The 16,206-nt window shown below is 66.9% G+C and carries 15 protein-coding genes; 9 read left to right on the forward strand and 6 right to left on the reverse strand.

What is annotated here, in order from left to right:
- Nucleotides 1-10: 10 nt before the first annotated feature.
- Nucleotides 11-1,234 (forward strand): MFS transporter, encoded by a 1,224-nt coding sequence (locus tag ACEN9H_RS22830; protein WP_413672180.1) that lies wholly within the window; start codon nucleotides 11-13, stop codon nucleotides 1,232-1,234.
- An 84-nt stretch (nucleotides 1,235-1,318) separates the two neighbouring features.
- Here ACEN9H_RS22830 and pyrF read toward each other — a convergent pair whose 3' ends face one another.
- A complete protein-coding gene (gene pyrF / locus ACEN9H_RS22835) occupies nucleotides 1,319-2,140 on the reverse strand; it encodes an orotidine-5'-phosphate decarboxylase (RefSeq protein ID WP_413672181.1) in 822 nt (273 codons plus the stop codon).
- Between the two features lie 153 nt (nucleotides 2,141-2,293).
- On the opposite strand from pyrF, the gene ACEN9H_RS22840 reads away from it, so the two are divergent.
- The 8 genes from ACEN9H_RS22840 (at nucleotide 2,294) to ACEN9H_RS22875 (ending at nucleotide 8,066) form a co-directional block, all read left to right on the forward strand.
- On the forward strand, nucleotides 2,294-2,872 hold the full coding sequence (locus ACEN9H_RS22840) for a LemA family protein (RefSeq protein WP_056126473.1): 579 nt from the start codon (nucleotides 2,294-2,296) through the stop codon (nucleotides 2,870-2,872).
- Between the two features lie 9 nt (nucleotides 2,873-2,881).
- A complete protein-coding gene (locus ACEN9H_RS22845; RefSeq protein ID WP_413672182.1) occupies nucleotides 2,882-3,736 on the forward strand; it encodes a TPM domain-containing protein in 855 nt (284 codons plus the stop codon).
- The gene (locus ACEN9H_RS22850; protein ID WP_371768451.1) at nucleotides 3,736-4,245 is read left to right on the forward strand and encodes a TPM domain-containing protein; all 510 of its coding nucleotides are present in this window, start codon (nucleotides 3,736-3,738) and stop codon (nucleotides 4,243-4,245) included. The genes ACEN9H_RS22845 and ACEN9H_RS22850 overlap by 1 nt, the downstream gene beginning before the upstream one ends.
- A gap of 41 nt (nucleotides 4,246-4,286) precedes the next feature.
- Nucleotides 4,287-5,096, forward strand: coding sequence for a TPM domain-containing protein (locus ACEN9H_RS22855; protein ID WP_056126425.1), 810 nt, complete (start codon nucleotides 4,287-4,289; stop codon nucleotides 5,094-5,096).
- Between the two features lie 48 nt (nucleotides 5,097-5,144).
- Nucleotides 5,145-5,912 carry an SDR family NAD(P)-dependent oxidoreductase gene (locus ACEN9H_RS22860; protein WP_413672183.1) on the forward strand — a complete coding sequence of 256 codons (768 nt, stop codon included), beginning with the start codon at nucleotides 5,145-5,147 and terminating at the stop codon, nucleotides 5,910-5,912.
- Between the two features lie 533 nt (nucleotides 5,913-6,445).
- Nucleotides 6,446-6,769 carry a hypothetical protein gene (locus tag ACEN9H_RS22865; protein ID WP_082577584.1) on the forward strand — a complete coding sequence of 108 codons (324 nt, stop codon included), beginning with the start codon at nucleotides 6,446-6,448 and terminating at the stop codon, nucleotides 6,767-6,769.
- A gap of 73 nt (nucleotides 6,770-6,842) precedes the next feature.
- A complete protein-coding gene (locus ACEN9H_RS22870; protein ID WP_229412275.1) occupies nucleotides 6,843-7,244 on the forward strand; it encodes a VanZ family protein in 402 nt (133 codons plus the stop codon).
- 141 nt (nucleotides 7,245-7,385) lie between these two features.
- Nucleotides 7,386-8,066, forward strand: coding sequence for a hypothetical protein (locus ACEN9H_RS22875; RefSeq protein ID WP_413672184.1), 681 nt, complete (start codon nucleotides 7,386-7,388; stop codon nucleotides 8,064-8,066).
- A gap of 22 nt (nucleotides 8,067-8,088) precedes the next feature.
- On the opposite strand, the gene ACEN9H_RS22880 is transcribed toward ACEN9H_RS22875, so the two are convergent.
- The 5 genes from ACEN9H_RS22880 to galT form a co-directional block, all read right to left on the reverse strand.
- Nucleotides 8,089-10,692: an NAD(P)-binding protein gene (locus tag ACEN9H_RS22880; protein ID WP_413672185.1), complete on the reverse strand. Its 2,604-nt coding sequence runs from the start codon at nucleotides 10,690-10,692 to the stop codon at nucleotides 8,089-8,091.
- 222 nt (nucleotides 10,693-10,914) lie between these two features.
- Entirely contained in the window at nucleotides 10,915-12,717 is a 1,803-nt protein-coding gene (locus ACEN9H_RS22885; protein ID WP_413672186.1) for a glycoside hydrolase family 2 protein, read from the reverse strand.
- Nucleotides 12,704-13,804, reverse strand: a complete 1,101-nt coding sequence (galK, locus tag ACEN9H_RS22890; RefSeq protein ID WP_413672187.1) for a galactokinase — start codon at nucleotides 13,802-13,804, stop codon at nucleotides 12,704-12,706. The genes ACEN9H_RS22885 and galK overlap by 14 nt, the downstream gene beginning before the upstream one ends.
- A gap of 1 nt (nucleotide 13,805) precedes the next feature.
- Complete coding sequence (locus ACEN9H_RS22895) at nucleotides 13,806-14,921, reverse strand: M24 family metallopeptidase (protein WP_413672188.1); 1,116 nt, start codon at nucleotides 14,919-14,921, stop codon at nucleotides 13,806-13,808.
- Nucleotides 14,918-16,012, reverse strand: coding sequence for a galactose-1-phosphate uridylyltransferase (gene galT / locus ACEN9H_RS22900; RefSeq protein WP_056126407.1), 1,095 nt, complete (start codon nucleotides 16,010-16,012; stop codon nucleotides 14,918-14,920). The genes ACEN9H_RS22895 and galT overlap by 4 nt, the downstream gene beginning before the upstream one ends.
- Nucleotides 16,013-16,206 lie beyond the last annotated feature (194 nt).

Below are 16,206 nucleotides of genomic sequence, written 5' to 3' on the forward strand. Positions count from 1 at the left end.
ATTCACGCCGATGTCCCGTGCATTCCGTTCGTTAAGCAATTTTAATTACCGCCTCTGGGCCGCCGGCGCCCTGGTCTCGAACGTCGGCACGTGGATGCAACGCACGGCCCAGGACTGGCTCGTGCTGACGGAACTGACGCACCACAACGCGTCGGCCGTCGGCACCGTGATGGCCCTGCAGTTCGGCCCGCAATTGCTTCTGCTGCCGTGGACGGGCTGGGCCGCCGACCACGTCGACCAGCGCAAGCTGATGATGGGCACCCAGACCGCGATGGGCACACTCGCCCTCGTGCTCGGTGCGATGACGCTGAGCGGCGTCGTCGCGCTGTGGCACGTGTACGTGTTCGCCTTCCTGTTCGGCTGCGCATCGGCCTTCGACGCGCCCGTGCGCCAGACGTTCGTCGCGCACCTCGTCGGGGATGCCGACTTGCCCAACGCGGTCGCGCTGAACTCGACGTCGTTCAACGCCGCGCGGATGATCGGCCCCGCGGCCGCCGGCCTCCTGATCGCCGGCGTCGGCACCGGCTGGGCATTCGTCGTCAACGGGCTGTCGTACGTCGGGATCCTGTGCTCGCTGGCCTGGCTGCGCAAGGACGAGCTGCACCCGCGCGCGCCCGGGAGCGCAGGCGGGCGGGGCATGCTGGACGGCGTGCGCTACGTATGGAAGCGGCCGGACCTGATGGCGCTGCTGGGCATGCTGTTCCTGATCGCCACGTTCGGCCTGAACTTCCCGATCTTCATCGGCACGATGGCCGTCTCGGTGTTCTACACGGATGCGCGGGGCTACAGCCTGCTGTCGTCGACGATGGCCGTCGGCAGCGTCGTCGGCGCGCTCCTCGCCGCGCGCCGCGAGCATACCCGGTTCAGCGCACTCGTCGTCGGTGCCGGCGTGTTCGGCGCCGGCTGCGCGCTGGCGGCCGTGTCACCCGGCTACCTGTGGTTCGCGGCCGCGCTGGCGCTGACGGGCGTGGCCGCCCTCACTTTCACGAACACGTCGAACAGCCTGCTGCAACTGTCCACGGAACCCGCAATGCGCGGCCGCGTGATGGCGTTGCGGCTCGGCATCGCATTGGGCACGACGCCGATCGGCGCGCCCATCGTCGGCTGGGTGGCCGACCACGCGGGGCCGCGCTGGGCGCTGGGCGTCGCCGCCGCATCGGGCTTCGCGGCGCTGGCGGTCGGGATGCGCTACCTGGTTGTCGCCCGGCAGCGCGGGGGCGGCCTGATACGGTAGGGTGGGCGGCCCTCCGCCCACCAAACGTATGCGTCGCGCTAACGCATGGTGGGCACAGGGGTGCCACCCTACTGGGACGGATTCTTAACCGCGGTGCGCGTTGATGGCGTCACGCGTTTCGGTCGCCACGCGGCGCGCGGCCGCGGCGAAGTCCTCGCCGCCCTGCGGCTGCGCGTAGATGATGGCGCGCGAGGAATTGATCATCATGCCCGCGCCGGCGGCCGTGCGACCCGACTTGACGGTCGCCTCGATGTCGCCGCCCTGCGCGCCGATGCCGGGCACGAGCAGCGGCATGTCGCCGACGATGGCGCGCACCTGCGCCAGTTCTTCCGGGAACGTGGCGCCCACGACGAGGGCGCACTGGCCGTTCCTGTTCCACTTTTCCGCGACGAGGCGCGCCACGTGCTGGTACAGCGGCTGGCCGCCCACGTCGAGGAATTGCAGGTCGGAACCGCCCGCGTTCGACGTGCGGCACAGGACGATCACGCCGCGGTCCTTCCACGCCATGTACGGTTCGACCGAGTCGAAGCCCATGTACGGGTTCACGGTGACGGCATCGGCGCCATAGCGGTCGAACGCTTCGCGCGCGTACTGGTGCGCGGTCGCGCCGATGTCGCCGCGCTTGGCGTCCAGGATCAGCGGGATATGGGGGTAGGTCGCGCGCAGATAGTCGCAGATGGCTTGCAGCTGGTCTTCCGCGCCGAGCGCGGCGAAATAGGCGATCTGCGGCTTGAAGGCGCAGGCCAGGTCGGCGGTCGCGTCGATGATGGCCTTGCAGAACTCCACGATGCCGTCCGGGCGATCGCGCAGGTGTGCGGGGAAGCGGGCCGTGTCCGGGTCGAGTCCCACGCACAGCAGGGAATCGTTGCGCTTCCAGGCGGCGTTCAGTTTGTCGATGAAGTTCATGGGCGGCCTCTCTGATCTGATTGCAAACCCTCTATTGTAGCCTTGCGCCCGTTTGTCTCGCCATCACTGTGGCATTTCGGTTATATTTTGGCCATTCGACAACTAGTTACGGGACGTCAGATGAAACCTTCCCTGTTCACGCGCTGGGCCGGCATGGTGCTGGCCGCCGTACTGGCCGCCACGCTGCTGTCGGGCTGCGGCTACAACCAGTTCCAGGCCAAGGACGAGGCCACCAAGGCTGCCTGGGCCGAGGTCGTCAACCAGTATCAGCGCCGCGCCGACCTGATCCCCAACCTGGTGAACACGGTCAAGGGCTATGCGACGCACGAGAAGGATACGCTGGAAGCCGTCACGCGCGCGCGCGCGGCCGCGACCAGTTTCCAGATCACGCCGGAGGTCTTGAACAACCCGGAAGCCTTCCAGAAATTCCAGCAGGTGCAGGGTGAGCTGTCGAGTGCCCTGTCGCGCCTGATGGCCGTGTCGGAGAACTATCCGCAGCTCAAGGCCGACGCCAGCTTCCGCGATCTGCAATCGCAGCTGGAAGGCACGGAGAACCGCATCACGGTGGCCCGCCAGCGCTATATCGCAGCCGTGCAGGACTATAACGTCACCGTCCGCAGCTTCCCGACCAACCTGACCGCCATGATGTTCGGCTACCAGGCCAAGCCGTCGTTCACGGTCGAGAACGAGAAGGCCATTTCGACGGCGCCGACCGTCAACTTCGGCAAATAAGGCCATGCCATGAACGCCCTGCCGCGGTTGCTGTGGGCCTGGATGCTGACCTTGCTGCTGGCCTGCCAGGCGCACGCCCAGCAGTTCAAGCCGGTGCCGGCGCTGCGCGCGCGCGTCACCGACGAGGTCGGCATGCTGACGCCGGACCAGCGCCAGAAACTGGAAGGCGTACTGGCCGACTACGAGGCCAAGACGGGCAGCCAGATCGCCGTGCTGCTGATCTCGTCGACGGAACCGGAAGCCATCGAGCAGTACAGCATCCGCGTGGCCGACGCATGGAAGCTCGGACGCAAGGGCGTCGACGACGGCGTGCTGCTGGTCGTCGCGAAAGACAATCCGAAGGCGCTGCGCCGCCTGCGCATCGAGGCCGGGCGCGGCGTGCAGGGCGTCCTCACGGATGCGCAATCGAAGCGCATTCTGGAAGACACGATCGCCCCGCACTTCCGCCAGCAGGACTGGTACGGCGGCCTCGTCGCGGGCGTGGGCGCCATCGCCACCCTGCTGAACCAGGAAAAGTTCCCGGCACCGCAGGCGCAGCCGTCCGCGCAACAGCAACAGGAGGATGACGGCCCCAACGTCGTCGTCAGCATCTTCCTGATCCTCGTCGGCATCACCGTCCTGCGCTCGGTGTTCCGCCCGCGCCGCACGCGCCTCGCGCAGCCGGGCCACTATGGCGCCGGCTGGGGCAGCGGCACCACCGGCTTCATCCTCGGCAACATCCTCGCCAACGCGGCCAACCAGCACGACAACGACCGCTGGCGCGGCGGCGGTTTTTCTGGCGGCTTTTCCGACGGGGGCGGCGGCGGCTTTTCGGGCGGTGGCGGCGGCAGCTTCGACGGCGGCGGCGCCTCGGGAGACTGGTGATGGAAGAACCGAACCGCCTGCGGCGCGCCCTGCGCCACCTGCTCAGCACGCGCAACGAAGCCGAGCGCGCGTTCCCGCCGGAAGCGCTCACGGCGATGACGGAAGCCATCACGGCGGGCGAACAGACGCACCGCGGCGAAGTGCGGCTGATCGTCGAAAAAGGCATGCCGCTGTCGCTCGCGTGGGCCGGCGTGACGACCCGCCAGCGCGCCATCGCCCTCTTCGCCGACTACGGCATCTGGGATACCGAAGACAACTGCGGAGTGTTGATCTACGTAAATCTTGCGGACCGGAAGGTCGATATCATTGCCGACCGGGGCATCGACCGCAAGATCGACGCGGCCACGTGGCAAGGCGTGTGCGACACGATGACGCGCGGCTTTGCCCGCGGCGAGTTCCACGCGGCGACCCTGGCCGCGATCGCCCAGGTGAACCAGCTGCTGCGCCAGCATTTCCCGTCCGGGGGTGCGCGGCCGAATGAATTGCCGGATCGGCCCGTGATGCTTTGATCGAGTCGCGGCCCGTCGACGTCGTTGAACGAGGCCATGCGATGAATGCTCTGCCGCGCTTGCTGTGGGTCTGGATGCTGCTCTTTCTGCTGGCCTGTCATGCCCGCGCACAAGCGCCGTTCAAACCGGTCCCGCCGCTGCGGACGCGCGTCACCGACGAGGTCGGCATGCTGACGCCGGTTCAGCGCCAGCAACTGGAAAGCGCGCTGGCCTACTACGAAACGAAGACGGGCAGTCAGATCGCCGTGCTGATCGTGGCGTCCACCGAACCGGAAGCGATCGAGCAGTACGGCATCCGCGTGGCCGACACATGGAAGCTCGGGCGCGCCGGCATCGATGATGGCGTGCTGCTGATCGTCGCGAAGGACAATCCGAAGGCGTTGCGCCGGCTGCGCATCGAAGCCGGGCGTGGCGTGCAAGGCGTGCTCACGGACGCGCAATCGAAACGCATCCTGGAAGACACGATCGCGCCGTATTTCCGTCAGCAGGACTGGTACGGCGGTGTCCATGCGGGTGTGGGCGCCATCGCGGTGCTGCTCGACCACGAGTCGTTCATGGCGCCGCGGCGGCGCGCCGGGTCGGAGATGGCCGGTTACATCGTGCTGGCCTTCTTCGCCGTGGCTGGGCTCATTGTCATCATCGTGGCATTCATCGTGATCCGTGCCGACAGGCGTTCCCGCCGCACGTCACGACCGGTCCGCCGCGCGCCACGCGACACGACATACGTCGACAGCGCCCCTGCCTTCGCCTTCAGCAACGACGACAGCAGCAGCTCGGACAGCAGCAGCGACTTCTCCGGCGACGGCGGCAGCTTCGACGGCGGCGGCGCCTCCGGAGACTGGAGCGATTGACGGGGCCCGCTACAATGGCGGCTTTTCATTGCAGCAGCGAGGACATCCATGAAACTCACCCGGAAAACCGCCATCGTCACCGGCGCCAGCCAGGGCATCGGCCTGGCGTGCGCCGAACGCCTCGTGCGCGAGGGCGCGCGCGTGATGCTCGTCGACGTGCGGTCCGAAGGCGCGGCCGCGGCCGAGGCGCTGGGCGACACTGCCCGCTTCTTCCAGGCGGACGTGAGCATCAAATCCGAAGTCGACGCGATGGTCGCCGCCACGCTGGCCGCGTTCGGCCACGTCGATATCCTCGTCAACAATGCCGGCGTCACGCATGCCGCCGATTTCCTCGACCTCGACGAGGAGGATTTCGACCGCGTCCTGCGCATCAACCTGAAGTCCATGTTCCTGTGCAGCCAGGCCGTCGCGCGCGACATGGTCAAACGGCAGTCGGGTTGCATCATCAACATGTCGAGCGTGAACGCGGAACTGACGATTCCCAACCAGATCCCGTACGTCGTGTCCAAGGGCGGCGTCAACCAGCTCACGCGCGTGATGGCCATCAGCCTGGCCCAGCACGGCATCCGCGTCAATGCGATCGGCCCGGGCACGATCCTGACGGAACTGGCGAAGCAGGCCGTGCTGGGCAGCCCGGAGGCGCGCCACACGATCCTGTCGCGCACGCCGCTGGGCCGCTGCGGCGAGCCGGAAGAAATCGCCGCCATCGCCGCGTTCCTCGCCAGCGACGATGCGTCGTACATGACGGGCCAGACGCTGTATGCGGACGGTGGCCGCATGGCGCTGAACTACACGGTGCCCGTCAAGAATGAATAGCGAGATGAACCATTATCACCCGGGGTAATGACAGGTATCCGAATTCATCATTGGACACATATATCGCACCGCAACATAATGGCACCTGTCTCCACTATTCTCCTCCAAGAAAATAGTTTGAAGCCCGCTAACAGCGGGCTTTTTTTTTGGCGTCACGCGACGTGACCAGCCCCATCCGAAAACGTTCCGGCACAAACCGGCACACTCTTGAGATGTGTCATGGTCCTTTCACATTGTGTCTTTATACTGAGTTCATCTGCATACACGCAACCGATATGCGTGATCGCAGAAGGTGTGCCGCTCGCGGCACACCGCACCGGATTCTGCGTCTCTTGGCCCGATCTTGGGTTGTGCCCGTCCTCCGTTGGCGGGCATTTTTTTTTGTTCCGTATCCTTGTTGTTGTGTTCGCCACGCACTGCACAATTCTTTTGTTGTCGTACTTGAACCATTTCAGGTTTCCGCTATGATGAAACTCGCGCCTCGCGATTTTCCCAGTCGCGTGGGGACAAGACTATTCCAAGGAGCCGGTCCAATGACTTTACCTGTACCTGAGACGATGTCGCCACCCCAGCAGGACCCCGAACCATCGCGCCGCCGCCATGCGGAACCGGAAGACTGTCTGGTTCTCAGCGAGCTCAATCCGCGCATGGTCATCGACCACCTCGACGATGAAGGGCAACCTCTTGACGTACTGACTTTCGGCAGCGTCCGGGAGATTTGTCCGAAATGCCAGAGCGGCCACCTGAAACTGGTCCTGCGCCAATCCTCGGTGCGCGTCGCCCACCTGTTCTGCGCCGACTGCGCCAGCTGTTTCGACGCCCACTACCCGAACGGCGCGCCAGCCCTCACGATCTGAGGCCAGCGCACGTGTCATGTGCACGTGCACAACGAGCATGGTAAGGTGAGCGTTTTTTTCGAGCTGCCTTGCCATGACGATGCCTTTATTCACCTTCCTGCAGAATCCGCGCGTGCGCCTGCTGTGCCTTGCAGGAGCCGTCCTGGTGTACGTGACCATCATTACGGTCGGTAACGTTCCAGGCGCCCGCGCCGACATCGCTGCCTACGCACCGGGAGCGGTCCTGCACTCGATCGCCTATGCCGTGCTGGCCGCGCTGTGGTTCAGCGGCAGCCGCGGCACGCCGCTCGCACGCGCCTGCAAGGCCGTGCTGGCGGTCGCGGCGATGGGCGCGGGCGACGAGTACGTGCAGAGTTTCTTTCCCTACCGCGGCGCCAGCGTGCGCGACTGGGCCGTCGACGTCAGCGCCGCCATCGTGGCGGGCAGCGTGATGGCCCTGCTGGCAGCGCGCGCCACCGTCGACGCCGGACGCTGAGCCGGCGCGCCACGACTTTGACGTGGCTCATGTTCAACGACAGGCAGTTTGAACGCCGATACCGAACACGCCTCTTACCAAAGTGGCACGCGGCATCGTCACTCATCTAACCTGACACTATCCCATCAGAAGGAGTTGATCATGAAGCAAAAACACCAGAGCGTCTTCCTGGCGGGCTTGCTGGCGCTGGCAGTCGGGCTGTCCGCGTGCAGTTCCTGGCGCGGCGGCATGGGCAGCAGCGGCAGCAGCGGCAGCGCCGGCGAGACAGGCAGCAGCGGCACGGCCACGGGCACATCGACCAGCGGCGGCATGTCGGGCTCCGGCGGCGGCACCGGATCGCAAGGATCGGGCAGCTGGGGTGGCGGCAGCGGTTCCTCCGGCTCCTCCGGTTCGTCCGGTTCCTCCGGCAGCGCCGGCGCCGCGGGCAGCTCGAGCGGGTACGACACGTCCGGCTCGCAAGGCACTTCCGGCATGATGCAGGACCAGGGCGCCACCACCGGCAGCGGCATGACCGGCGGCAGCCAGAGCAGCTACGGCGCGTCTGGCGGCGGCACGTCCGCGTCCAGCATGAGCCCGAACGCCACCGTCGCCGCCATCGAAGTCATGCCCCGGTCGAGCAGCGCCGCCACCGAAGGCGATACCAGCGCCAGCGCCGCCATGGGCAGCAGCTCCGGCGGCACGACGGGTTCCTCGCCCGACCGCGTCTACCGCGTCACCCTGCGCATGGACGATGGCAGCACGCAGGTCGTGACCCAGCAGACGACGCCGGATTTCCGTACCGGCGACCGGGTCAGCCTGTCCGGCGGCGCCATACAACACTAAGCAGCACCAGGCGGGCGCGCGCCTATTCCGAACTGGCTTTCTGCGCCCGCGCGCGCTTGGCGTGCACGATGTCGGCGCCGCGCTTGCCGGCCAGCAGGGCGTGGTCGGAATTGTAGTATTCCCACTCGCTGTAGCGGCCGACGAGCGTGATGTCGTACTGCTTCAGCCATGCCTTGCACGTCTCGACGTTGCGGGCGCGCGCATGGTCGTACAGCACGTAGGCGTACGGCATGTCGACCTGGTTCGCGGCGAGGATCGTGTCGCCGTCCCGGATCATGCCGACTTTGCGGCAATCCTCGATGGCACGCGCGATCAGCGCCTCGCCGTCGACGGGCAACGGTTTATACGGTGAGTACGATATCTCGCAGGTGAAGCCAAAGCCGCCCGGCGGATTGCAGCCGGGGCTCGCATTGCCCTGCACGAAGATGCGGTGGAAGATCGTGTCTTCCGGATAGTAGATCCAGTGCTTGTCGGTGGCGACGCGGTCGATGCCGATGTTCACGCAGCGGATCGACACGTGGCGCAGCCCCTTCGCCGCCGCCCTCACCTCTTCCGGCGCCTCGTTGCCGATCGCCTTGACCAGCTCCGGCAGCGGCATCGTGGAAATCAGGTCGTCGTAGCGGAAGCGGCGCCCGTCGCGCAGGGCGACGATGTGCTCGCGCGGCAGCACTTGCACGACGTCGGCATTCAGTTCGATCTTGCCCTTGATATGCGGCAGGAAGCCATTCATCAATGCCTGGAAGCCGCCCTTCAGCGGATAGCCGAAACGGGCGTTCGGGCCCAGGGGCTTCGGCGACGGTTCCAGCGCGCCCTGGATGATCTCTTCCAGGTTCGGCAGCGGCACGCGGCCGCCCAGCCACGAGGTCTCCATCTCGGACAGCGGCACGGTCCAGATCTTGCGGTTGTACGGGATCGCGAAGTGTTTCGCGATGCCCTTGCCCCACACCTTGTAGATGAACTGTTCGAAGTTCTTCACTTCGCCTTTCACCGAGCGATCGGTGTTGCACACGTCCGTCGTGCCGTCGGCGCAGCAGTCGTCGACGGCTTGCGCCGCCGCCGTCCTGCTCTCCGCGCTTTCGTAGCGGGCGTCGATGGCGCCCATGATGCACTCCGTGACGACCTTCGGCGGCAGGCCGTACAACGCGCCCTGGAACGGGTAGCGGGTGTAGACGCCCTTGCTGTAGATCCAGGCTTCGCGGTTCTGCCAGTGCACGTTATCGCCCAGCAGCACCTCGTACATCTTGAGGACGTAGGGGTCATTCGAGAACATGATGTGGCCCGCGTGATCGAACGTGAAGCCGTTGTCCTCGATGGAGCGGCACCAGCCGCCGACGGATTCGTTGCGGTCCAGCAGCAAGGTATCGGCGCCGAGGTGGTACGCGGCCGACAGGCCCGTCGGCCCGCCGCCGATGACGACCGTACCCACGTGCGGCTCGTGCGCGCGCAGCGGGTTCACTTTCGATCCGCGCAAGGACGCGGCGGCCGGATCGTTGGCCGCATCCAGGCTGCGCGGCGTGGCGCGCCGGTCCGTGTGCGGCGGCGCCGTGTCGATCAGCTCGCGCATGCGTGCGGCCGTGTTGTCCCACGACGTGGCGGCGACGACGGCCTGCATCGCGTCGACCATGTGGCGGCGCTGTTCCGGTGTCTGCGCGAGCGCCGCTTCGCAGGCCGCGACGAATTCGTCGGCGGTGGACGCGATGGCGACCACGTGGCCATAGGGATTGGCCACGTCGGCGATCGGCGTGCTGACGATCGGCAGTTGCGCCGCCATGTATTCGAGCACCTTGGTGGGGCTGATGAACCTGGTCGCCTCGTTGATGGCGAACGGCATCAGGCACACGTCCCAGCCGGCCAGCAGGTCGGGTAAGGCCGCGTACGGCTGCTGGCCCAGGTAGTGGATGTTGGGGCGGCGTGGAAGACGCTCCGGATCGATCTTGACGACCGGTCCGGCCAGCACGATCTGCCACTCGGGGTGCGCGTCGGCGACGACGCCGGCGAGGTCCGGGTCGAAGCGCTCGTCCAGCACGCCGTAGAAGCCGAGGCGCGGGTGCGGGATGGCGTCCTGCTGAGCATGCGTGCGCGTGCGGTCCAGCGCCTGCCGGAAGTGCACGACGTCGACGCTGCTGGAAAAGCAGTGCACGTTCGGGTGACGGTGGCGCTTGGCCTCGTACAGGCTGGGGCCGCCGGCGAACACGAGGTCGGCGATGGAGAGCAGCGCGCTTTCACGCTGCAGCAATTGTTTGGGAGGATTGCGGAACGAGGCCAGTTCATCCATGCAGTCGTACACGACGAGCGCGGGCCGCAGCGATTGCAGCAGCGGCAGGGCCATCGGCGTGTAGAACCACGCGACGACCTCCTCACCTGGCGGTGCCAGCTGCGCCACCATGGGCTGGAGCAGCCGCAGCTGGTCGTCGTGGAAACCGTTGGCATGGATCGGGGTGTGGGCGCGGCACACGGTCACGTTCGGCGCGGGGCTGGATCGCTCCATGAACGGGGCGCCGTCATCGTACACCGGTTCCTCGACGAACAGGACCGGGTAATGCTGTGCCAGGCGCGACAGCAAATGCTGCGGCCGCTGGAACACGAAATCCCAGCGCAGGTGGCTGAAAACGACGATCGTGGACATGATGGCTCCTTCTCGCCCGCGCGGGGCGTTCAATTGATCGGTGGCGTGGGCCGACCGACCGCGCCGCGGCGGCGAACGCTCTGCACGCGGCACGGACGAGCGAACCCGTCCACAGCGCGGTCAAGGGTGAGCTAGTCAACCGTGGCCGCGCTGCGATGGGGCGGGCGCCCTGAGGGTGCCGTGCTCGCGTCGGGGTTCGGAGCGCGCCGGGCGGCGCCTGCGTCAGCCCGGCTTGTCTCCCTCCTCTTCCACGTCCTTGGGTTCGAGGGTGACGTTGCGCGTCGCCGCGCTGATCAACTCGAACGGCAGCTTGGGTGTACGGTCCGCATTGAGCAGGCCGTTAGCTTCCTGGAACGTGTCGGCGAACTGGGTATAGCAGAAACCGCTGAACATGAAGGTCTCGTTGACCACCTTCAGCAGATCTCGGTACAGCGCGTGATAACTCTCGGCCGTATGGGCACGGGTATAGCCCCACGTGCCGTCCTCGGGCGTCGCCTTCGGATCGAATGCGATGCCGCCGAATTCGGTAAGCACGATGGGCTGGCCGCGGTGCGGGAAGCCGTCCAAAGTAAGGATGCGTCCGCCGGGGCGGCGCTGGTCGAACAGCGTGCGCACGGGGTCGGAGACCTCGTAGCGCGCCTTCACCTTGTCCGGATTGCAGTCGTAGTCATGGATGCCCAGGATGTCGGTGGCCGAGGCTTCCCAGCCGTCGTTGCCGATCACCGGGCGGGTCGCGTCGAGGGTGCGCGTCAGGTGGTACAGCGCCTCGACCGCATTGCGGTGCGCCTGGGTCAGCGTCAGGTTCGGCACGCCCCAGGATTCGTTGAACGGCACCCACACGATGATGCATGGGTGGCTGTAGTCGCGCTCGATCGCTTCCGTCCATTCCTTGACGATGCGCGTGATCGCGCGCGGCGAGAACCGGTAGGCCGATGGCATCTCTTCCCACACGAGCAGGCCCAGCCTGTCGGCCCAGTACAGGTAGCGCGGGTCTTCGATCTTCTGGTGCTTGCGCACGCCGTTGAAGCCCATCAGCTTGGCCAGTTCTACGTCGCGTTTCAAATGCTCGTCGGACGGCGCCGTCAGGAAGGACTCGGTCCAGTAGCCCTGGTCCAGCACGAGGCGCAGCGGATACGGGCGGCCGTTCAGCAGCAGGCGGTCGCGGTTGATGTGGAATGCGCGCAGCGCCGTGTACGACCTGACCGTGTCGACCACCTTGTCGCCGCAGCGCAGGATCACCTCCGCGTCCAGCAACGTGGGCCGCTCGGGGCTCCACAGCAGCTCGTTGCGGGAATCGTCGATGCCGGGGTCGGACAGCGCGATCTTGCGGTTCGCCTCGCCCTGGAGCAGCTTGTAGTTGTCGTCCGCGAGCAGCTGTTCGCCGTGCCAGATCTTGACCTCGACGAACATGTCTTCCTGGATGTCGCCGCCGGCAAATACTTCGCAGCCGATCTCGAACGTTTCGAAGATCGGCGTCCAGCGCAGCGAACGGATGAAGGTGCGCGCCACCTTCTCGATCCACACGGTTTGCCAGATGCCGGTCGTGCGCGGATACCAGATCGAGTGCGGCTCCAGCAGCCAGTCCTGCTTGCCGCGCGGCTTGGCGAGGTCGGCCGGATCATCCTCGACGAACACGGTCACGATCTGCCTGCCGTTGCCGTTCAGCGCGGACGTGATGTCGGCACTGAACGGCGTGTGGCCGCCTTCGTGCTCGGCCACGAGCTGGCCGTTGACCCACACGCGGGCAAAATAATCGACGGCGCCGAAGTGCAGGATGACGCGCTCCTCGGACGGCATCAGCTCGAAGTCGCGTTCGTACCAGCAGAAGCGGTGGAAGCCGGTGTCCTGGATGCCGGACATCTCCGTCTCGGGTGCGAACGGCACGTTGATCTCGTGGGTCCAGCCGGTGACGCCGGCCGGCATCTTGTTGACCAGCTCATCGTCGAAACGGAAGCGCCATTTACCGTTCAGGTTGATCCAATTGTCGCGGACCAGCTGCGGGCGGGGATACTCAAACTGGCTCATTGTTTTCCTTTCCTTGGGTCGGGACCGGGATCAGGATGCGACCCTGACGTCCTGCTTTGTTGTAGGTGGAGAGTGCAGTTTCCGCTGCCTGTCTTGCTTGGCCTGCCCGGCATAACGCGACGGTCGCGCCGCCGAATCCCGCGCCGGTCAGGCGTGCTCCGAGCACGCCCGGGGCGGCGCGCAACGCGGCCACCAGCTGGTCGAGCTCGGGAATCGAAACCTCGTAGTCGGCGCGCAGGCTCTCGTGCGACGCGTTCATCAGTTCGCCGAAGCGTTCGGCCGACACGCCCTTCGCCGCTTCCAGCACGCGCAGGTCTTCCAGCACGACGTGGCGCGCGCGCCGGCGCAGCGGCTCGGGCAGCGACTCCACGGCCGCCGGATCGGTCACGTCGCGCAGCGCCTTCACGCCCAGCTTGCGCGACGCCTCTTCGCATTCGGCACGGCGTTCGTTGTACTTGCTGGCCGCGAGCGTGCGCGGCACGCCGGAGTCGACGACGATCAGCTCCGCGCCTTCCGGCAGCGGCACGAGGTGATGTTCCAGCGTGCGCGCATCGATGAACAGCATGCTCCGTTCGTCGCACAGGCTGGCCGCCATCTGGTCCATGATGCCGCAGTTGACGCGGGCGAATTCGATCTCGGCGCGCTGCGCGATCTGCGCGAGTTTCACGTCGTCGAGGGAGAACCCGAGCAGGTTGCGCATGGCGCGCAGCATCGCCACTTCGAGCGCCGCCGACGACGACAGGCCCGAGCCGACGGGCAGGGTCGTGGTCACGAACACGCGCAGCGGCGGCACGGTGACGCCCGTCGCTTCCACGAGGCGGATGCAGCCTTCGATATAGCTGCCGAAGCCCTGCGGCGCACTGCCCCCTTGCGCCGCGAACGTGACGTTGCCGTCCAGCGTGCCGGAGTACAGGTGGTGCTGGTCGTCGTGGCTGCGCGCGAGGGCGATCTCGGTACGCTGTGGCGTCGCCACGGGCAGCATGTAGCCGTCGTTGTAGTCCGTGTGCTCGCCCAGCAGGTTGACGCGGCCGGGGGCCGACGCGAACGCTTCCGGAGCGCCGCCGAAGAAGGTCTCGGGATTGTTCATATCATGTCACCTCCAGCCAGACGGGCCGCGCACGGCCCTGGATTGTCGTCGCCGGCCAGTCCGGATCCAGCGTCAGGTTGTCCAGCCCATGCGCGCCGAGCAGGAACGTGTCTTCCACCAAGGCATAGCCAAAGCGGCCGGCGAAGCTGGGGTTGAACGCGAACGCCATGCCCGTCTCGATACCGGTCGCGGTGCTCGGGCTCGCGACGATCTCGCGCGCCTGGTAGCCCGTGATGCCGCCCTGGTGATGCTCGCGGATGGCCTCCGGCCGGTTCACGTGGCGGTACGCGGCCTCCAGCGCGTGATAGACGGCCGCCAGCGACTGGCCCGGACGCACGGCGTCGAGCCCCGTCGCCTCGACCTGCAGCAGGTCGGCCTGCGCATTGCGCTCGTCGTCAGAGAGCGGAGTGAATGCGACGCCGCGCGACAGGTTCGCCACGAGGCCATGACGGCGCGCGCAGAACGCGAGCATCGCGCGTGCGCCCAGCGGCTCGTCCGTCGGCACGGGATGGCGGAACAGCGGCAACCTGCGCGCACCCGCGGCCAGGACGAGCGCGGGCTGGATCCCGCGCCGCCACAACGCTTGTGCGCCAGCCGCCGCGAGTTCGAGTTCGGTCCATGCGGGCCGCGCGGCACGGAGCGTCTCCGCCATCGCACGCGCGGCGTCGCGCCCGAGCGCGCGGTAGCGTTCCTGTTCGGCCGGCAGCAGCACCATGCGGCGCAGGCGCAGGCTCGCGGGCAGCGGCTGTTCGGCATGACCGTTGCCATGGCGAGGATGGTCGGACAGCACGACGCCGCCATTCGCCACGCCCAGCACATAGGTGTCGCGCAGCTCCGTCTCGGCCCACGGCGCGATGTGGAACGTAAAGCCCGGCGGCACCTGTTCCACGCGCAGGCGCTCGGCGTCGATGGCGTCCGTCAGGATCACGGCCTCGTCACGCGTGACGAGCACCTCGGCCACGCCGCATTCGGCGGCCAGCAGCACGGACGAATCTCCGCCCGCCGTCGCCCACGCGAACCAGTCGGTGCCGCGCAGCCGGATCGCCTGCGCACCCGCCTCCGCCAGCGCGGCACGCATCAGCGCCAGTTTGTCGGCCACTTCCGCCGCGCGGCTCATGCTTCAGCCTCCAGCCGCACCTCGACCTGCTGCAGTTCGTACGCCGTGGTCTCGGGCAGCACGTCCATCGCGAACATGCCGGCGCCGATCTCGGTGCCGGCCAGGTATTTCAACCGGTCGCGCGTGCGGTACGGCGGATAGAACTGGCAGTGCAGCTGCGTCTCGGGGTGATCCGCGCCATCCGTCGGCGCCTGGTACCACGTCATCAGGTACGGGAACGGGCGCTCCCACAGCGTGTCGAACTTGAGCAGCACCGTCTTCAGCGCGCGCGCCAGGCTCGTACGCTGCGCGGGGCTCAAGGCCGCGAAATCCTTGCATGGCGCGGTCGGCATCACCCACACCTCGTACGGATAGCGCGCGCAGGCCGGCACGAAGGCGATCGCCTCGTCGTCGCGGTACACGACGCGCTTCTCGTCCGCCGCCTCGTCGCGCGCCATGTCGCACAACAGGCTGGTGCCGTGCTGCAGGTAATACTCGCGTTCCTGCGCGAGCTGGCGCGCGGGCACAGGCGGGATGAACGGGTACGCGTAGATCTGGCCGTGCGGGTGGTGCAAGGTCACGCCCACTTCGGCGCCGCGGTTCTCGAACGGCAGCACGTACTGGATGTGGTGCTGGCCCTTGAGGCGTTGCGTGCGGTCGCCCCACACTTCCAGCAGCAGTTCGATGCGCGCCAGCGGCAGCCGGCCCAGCGCCGATTGTGGATCCTGCGTGAATACGACGACCTCGCATTTGCCGTTGGCGGGCGCGGTCGGCACGGTGAGCGTCGGCGGCTCGTGCGCGTCCAGCGCGAGCGACGGGAAGCGGTTGTCGAACACGGCGATCTCGTAGTCGCCCGCCGGCATCTCGGTCGGGTGTTCGGGATCGCGTGTGGGGGCCAGCGGGTTGTACTGCGGGGGCGGCTGGTACGTGCGGTTCTGGCGGAACGCGGCATACGTGACCCATTCGCCGCGCAGCGGATGCCAGCGCAGGTGCGGGTTGGCGTGTTGCGGCTCGGCGAAGGGACTGGTCGCGACGATGCCGTCCGGAATGGGCCGGCTGCTGTACAACGTCAGTTGTCTTCCGTCAGGTTTGATCAGTTCTTGGCTGTGCATGGCATCGGCAGGTCAGGCATTGCTACGTCAGGTCCGATCCTATCATGGCGTTTTCACCACATTTTCTCGGGGCCACCTCTAGCTTTTCCGACAATCAACTGGGCGTAGAAGGGCCGATCGGGCGGCCGTGGCCCGGCCTGCTGTCTCTCCTAGGGAAACGGGTAGGTAGTCCCTATGAAGACCATGCTCATGTA

The sequence above is a fragment of the Massilia cellulosiltytica genome (assembly GCF_047325105.1).
In the GTDB taxonomy this organism is placed as follows: domain Bacteria; phylum Pseudomonadota; class Gammaproteobacteria; order Burkholderiales; family Burkholderiaceae_D; genus Telluria; species Telluria orientalis.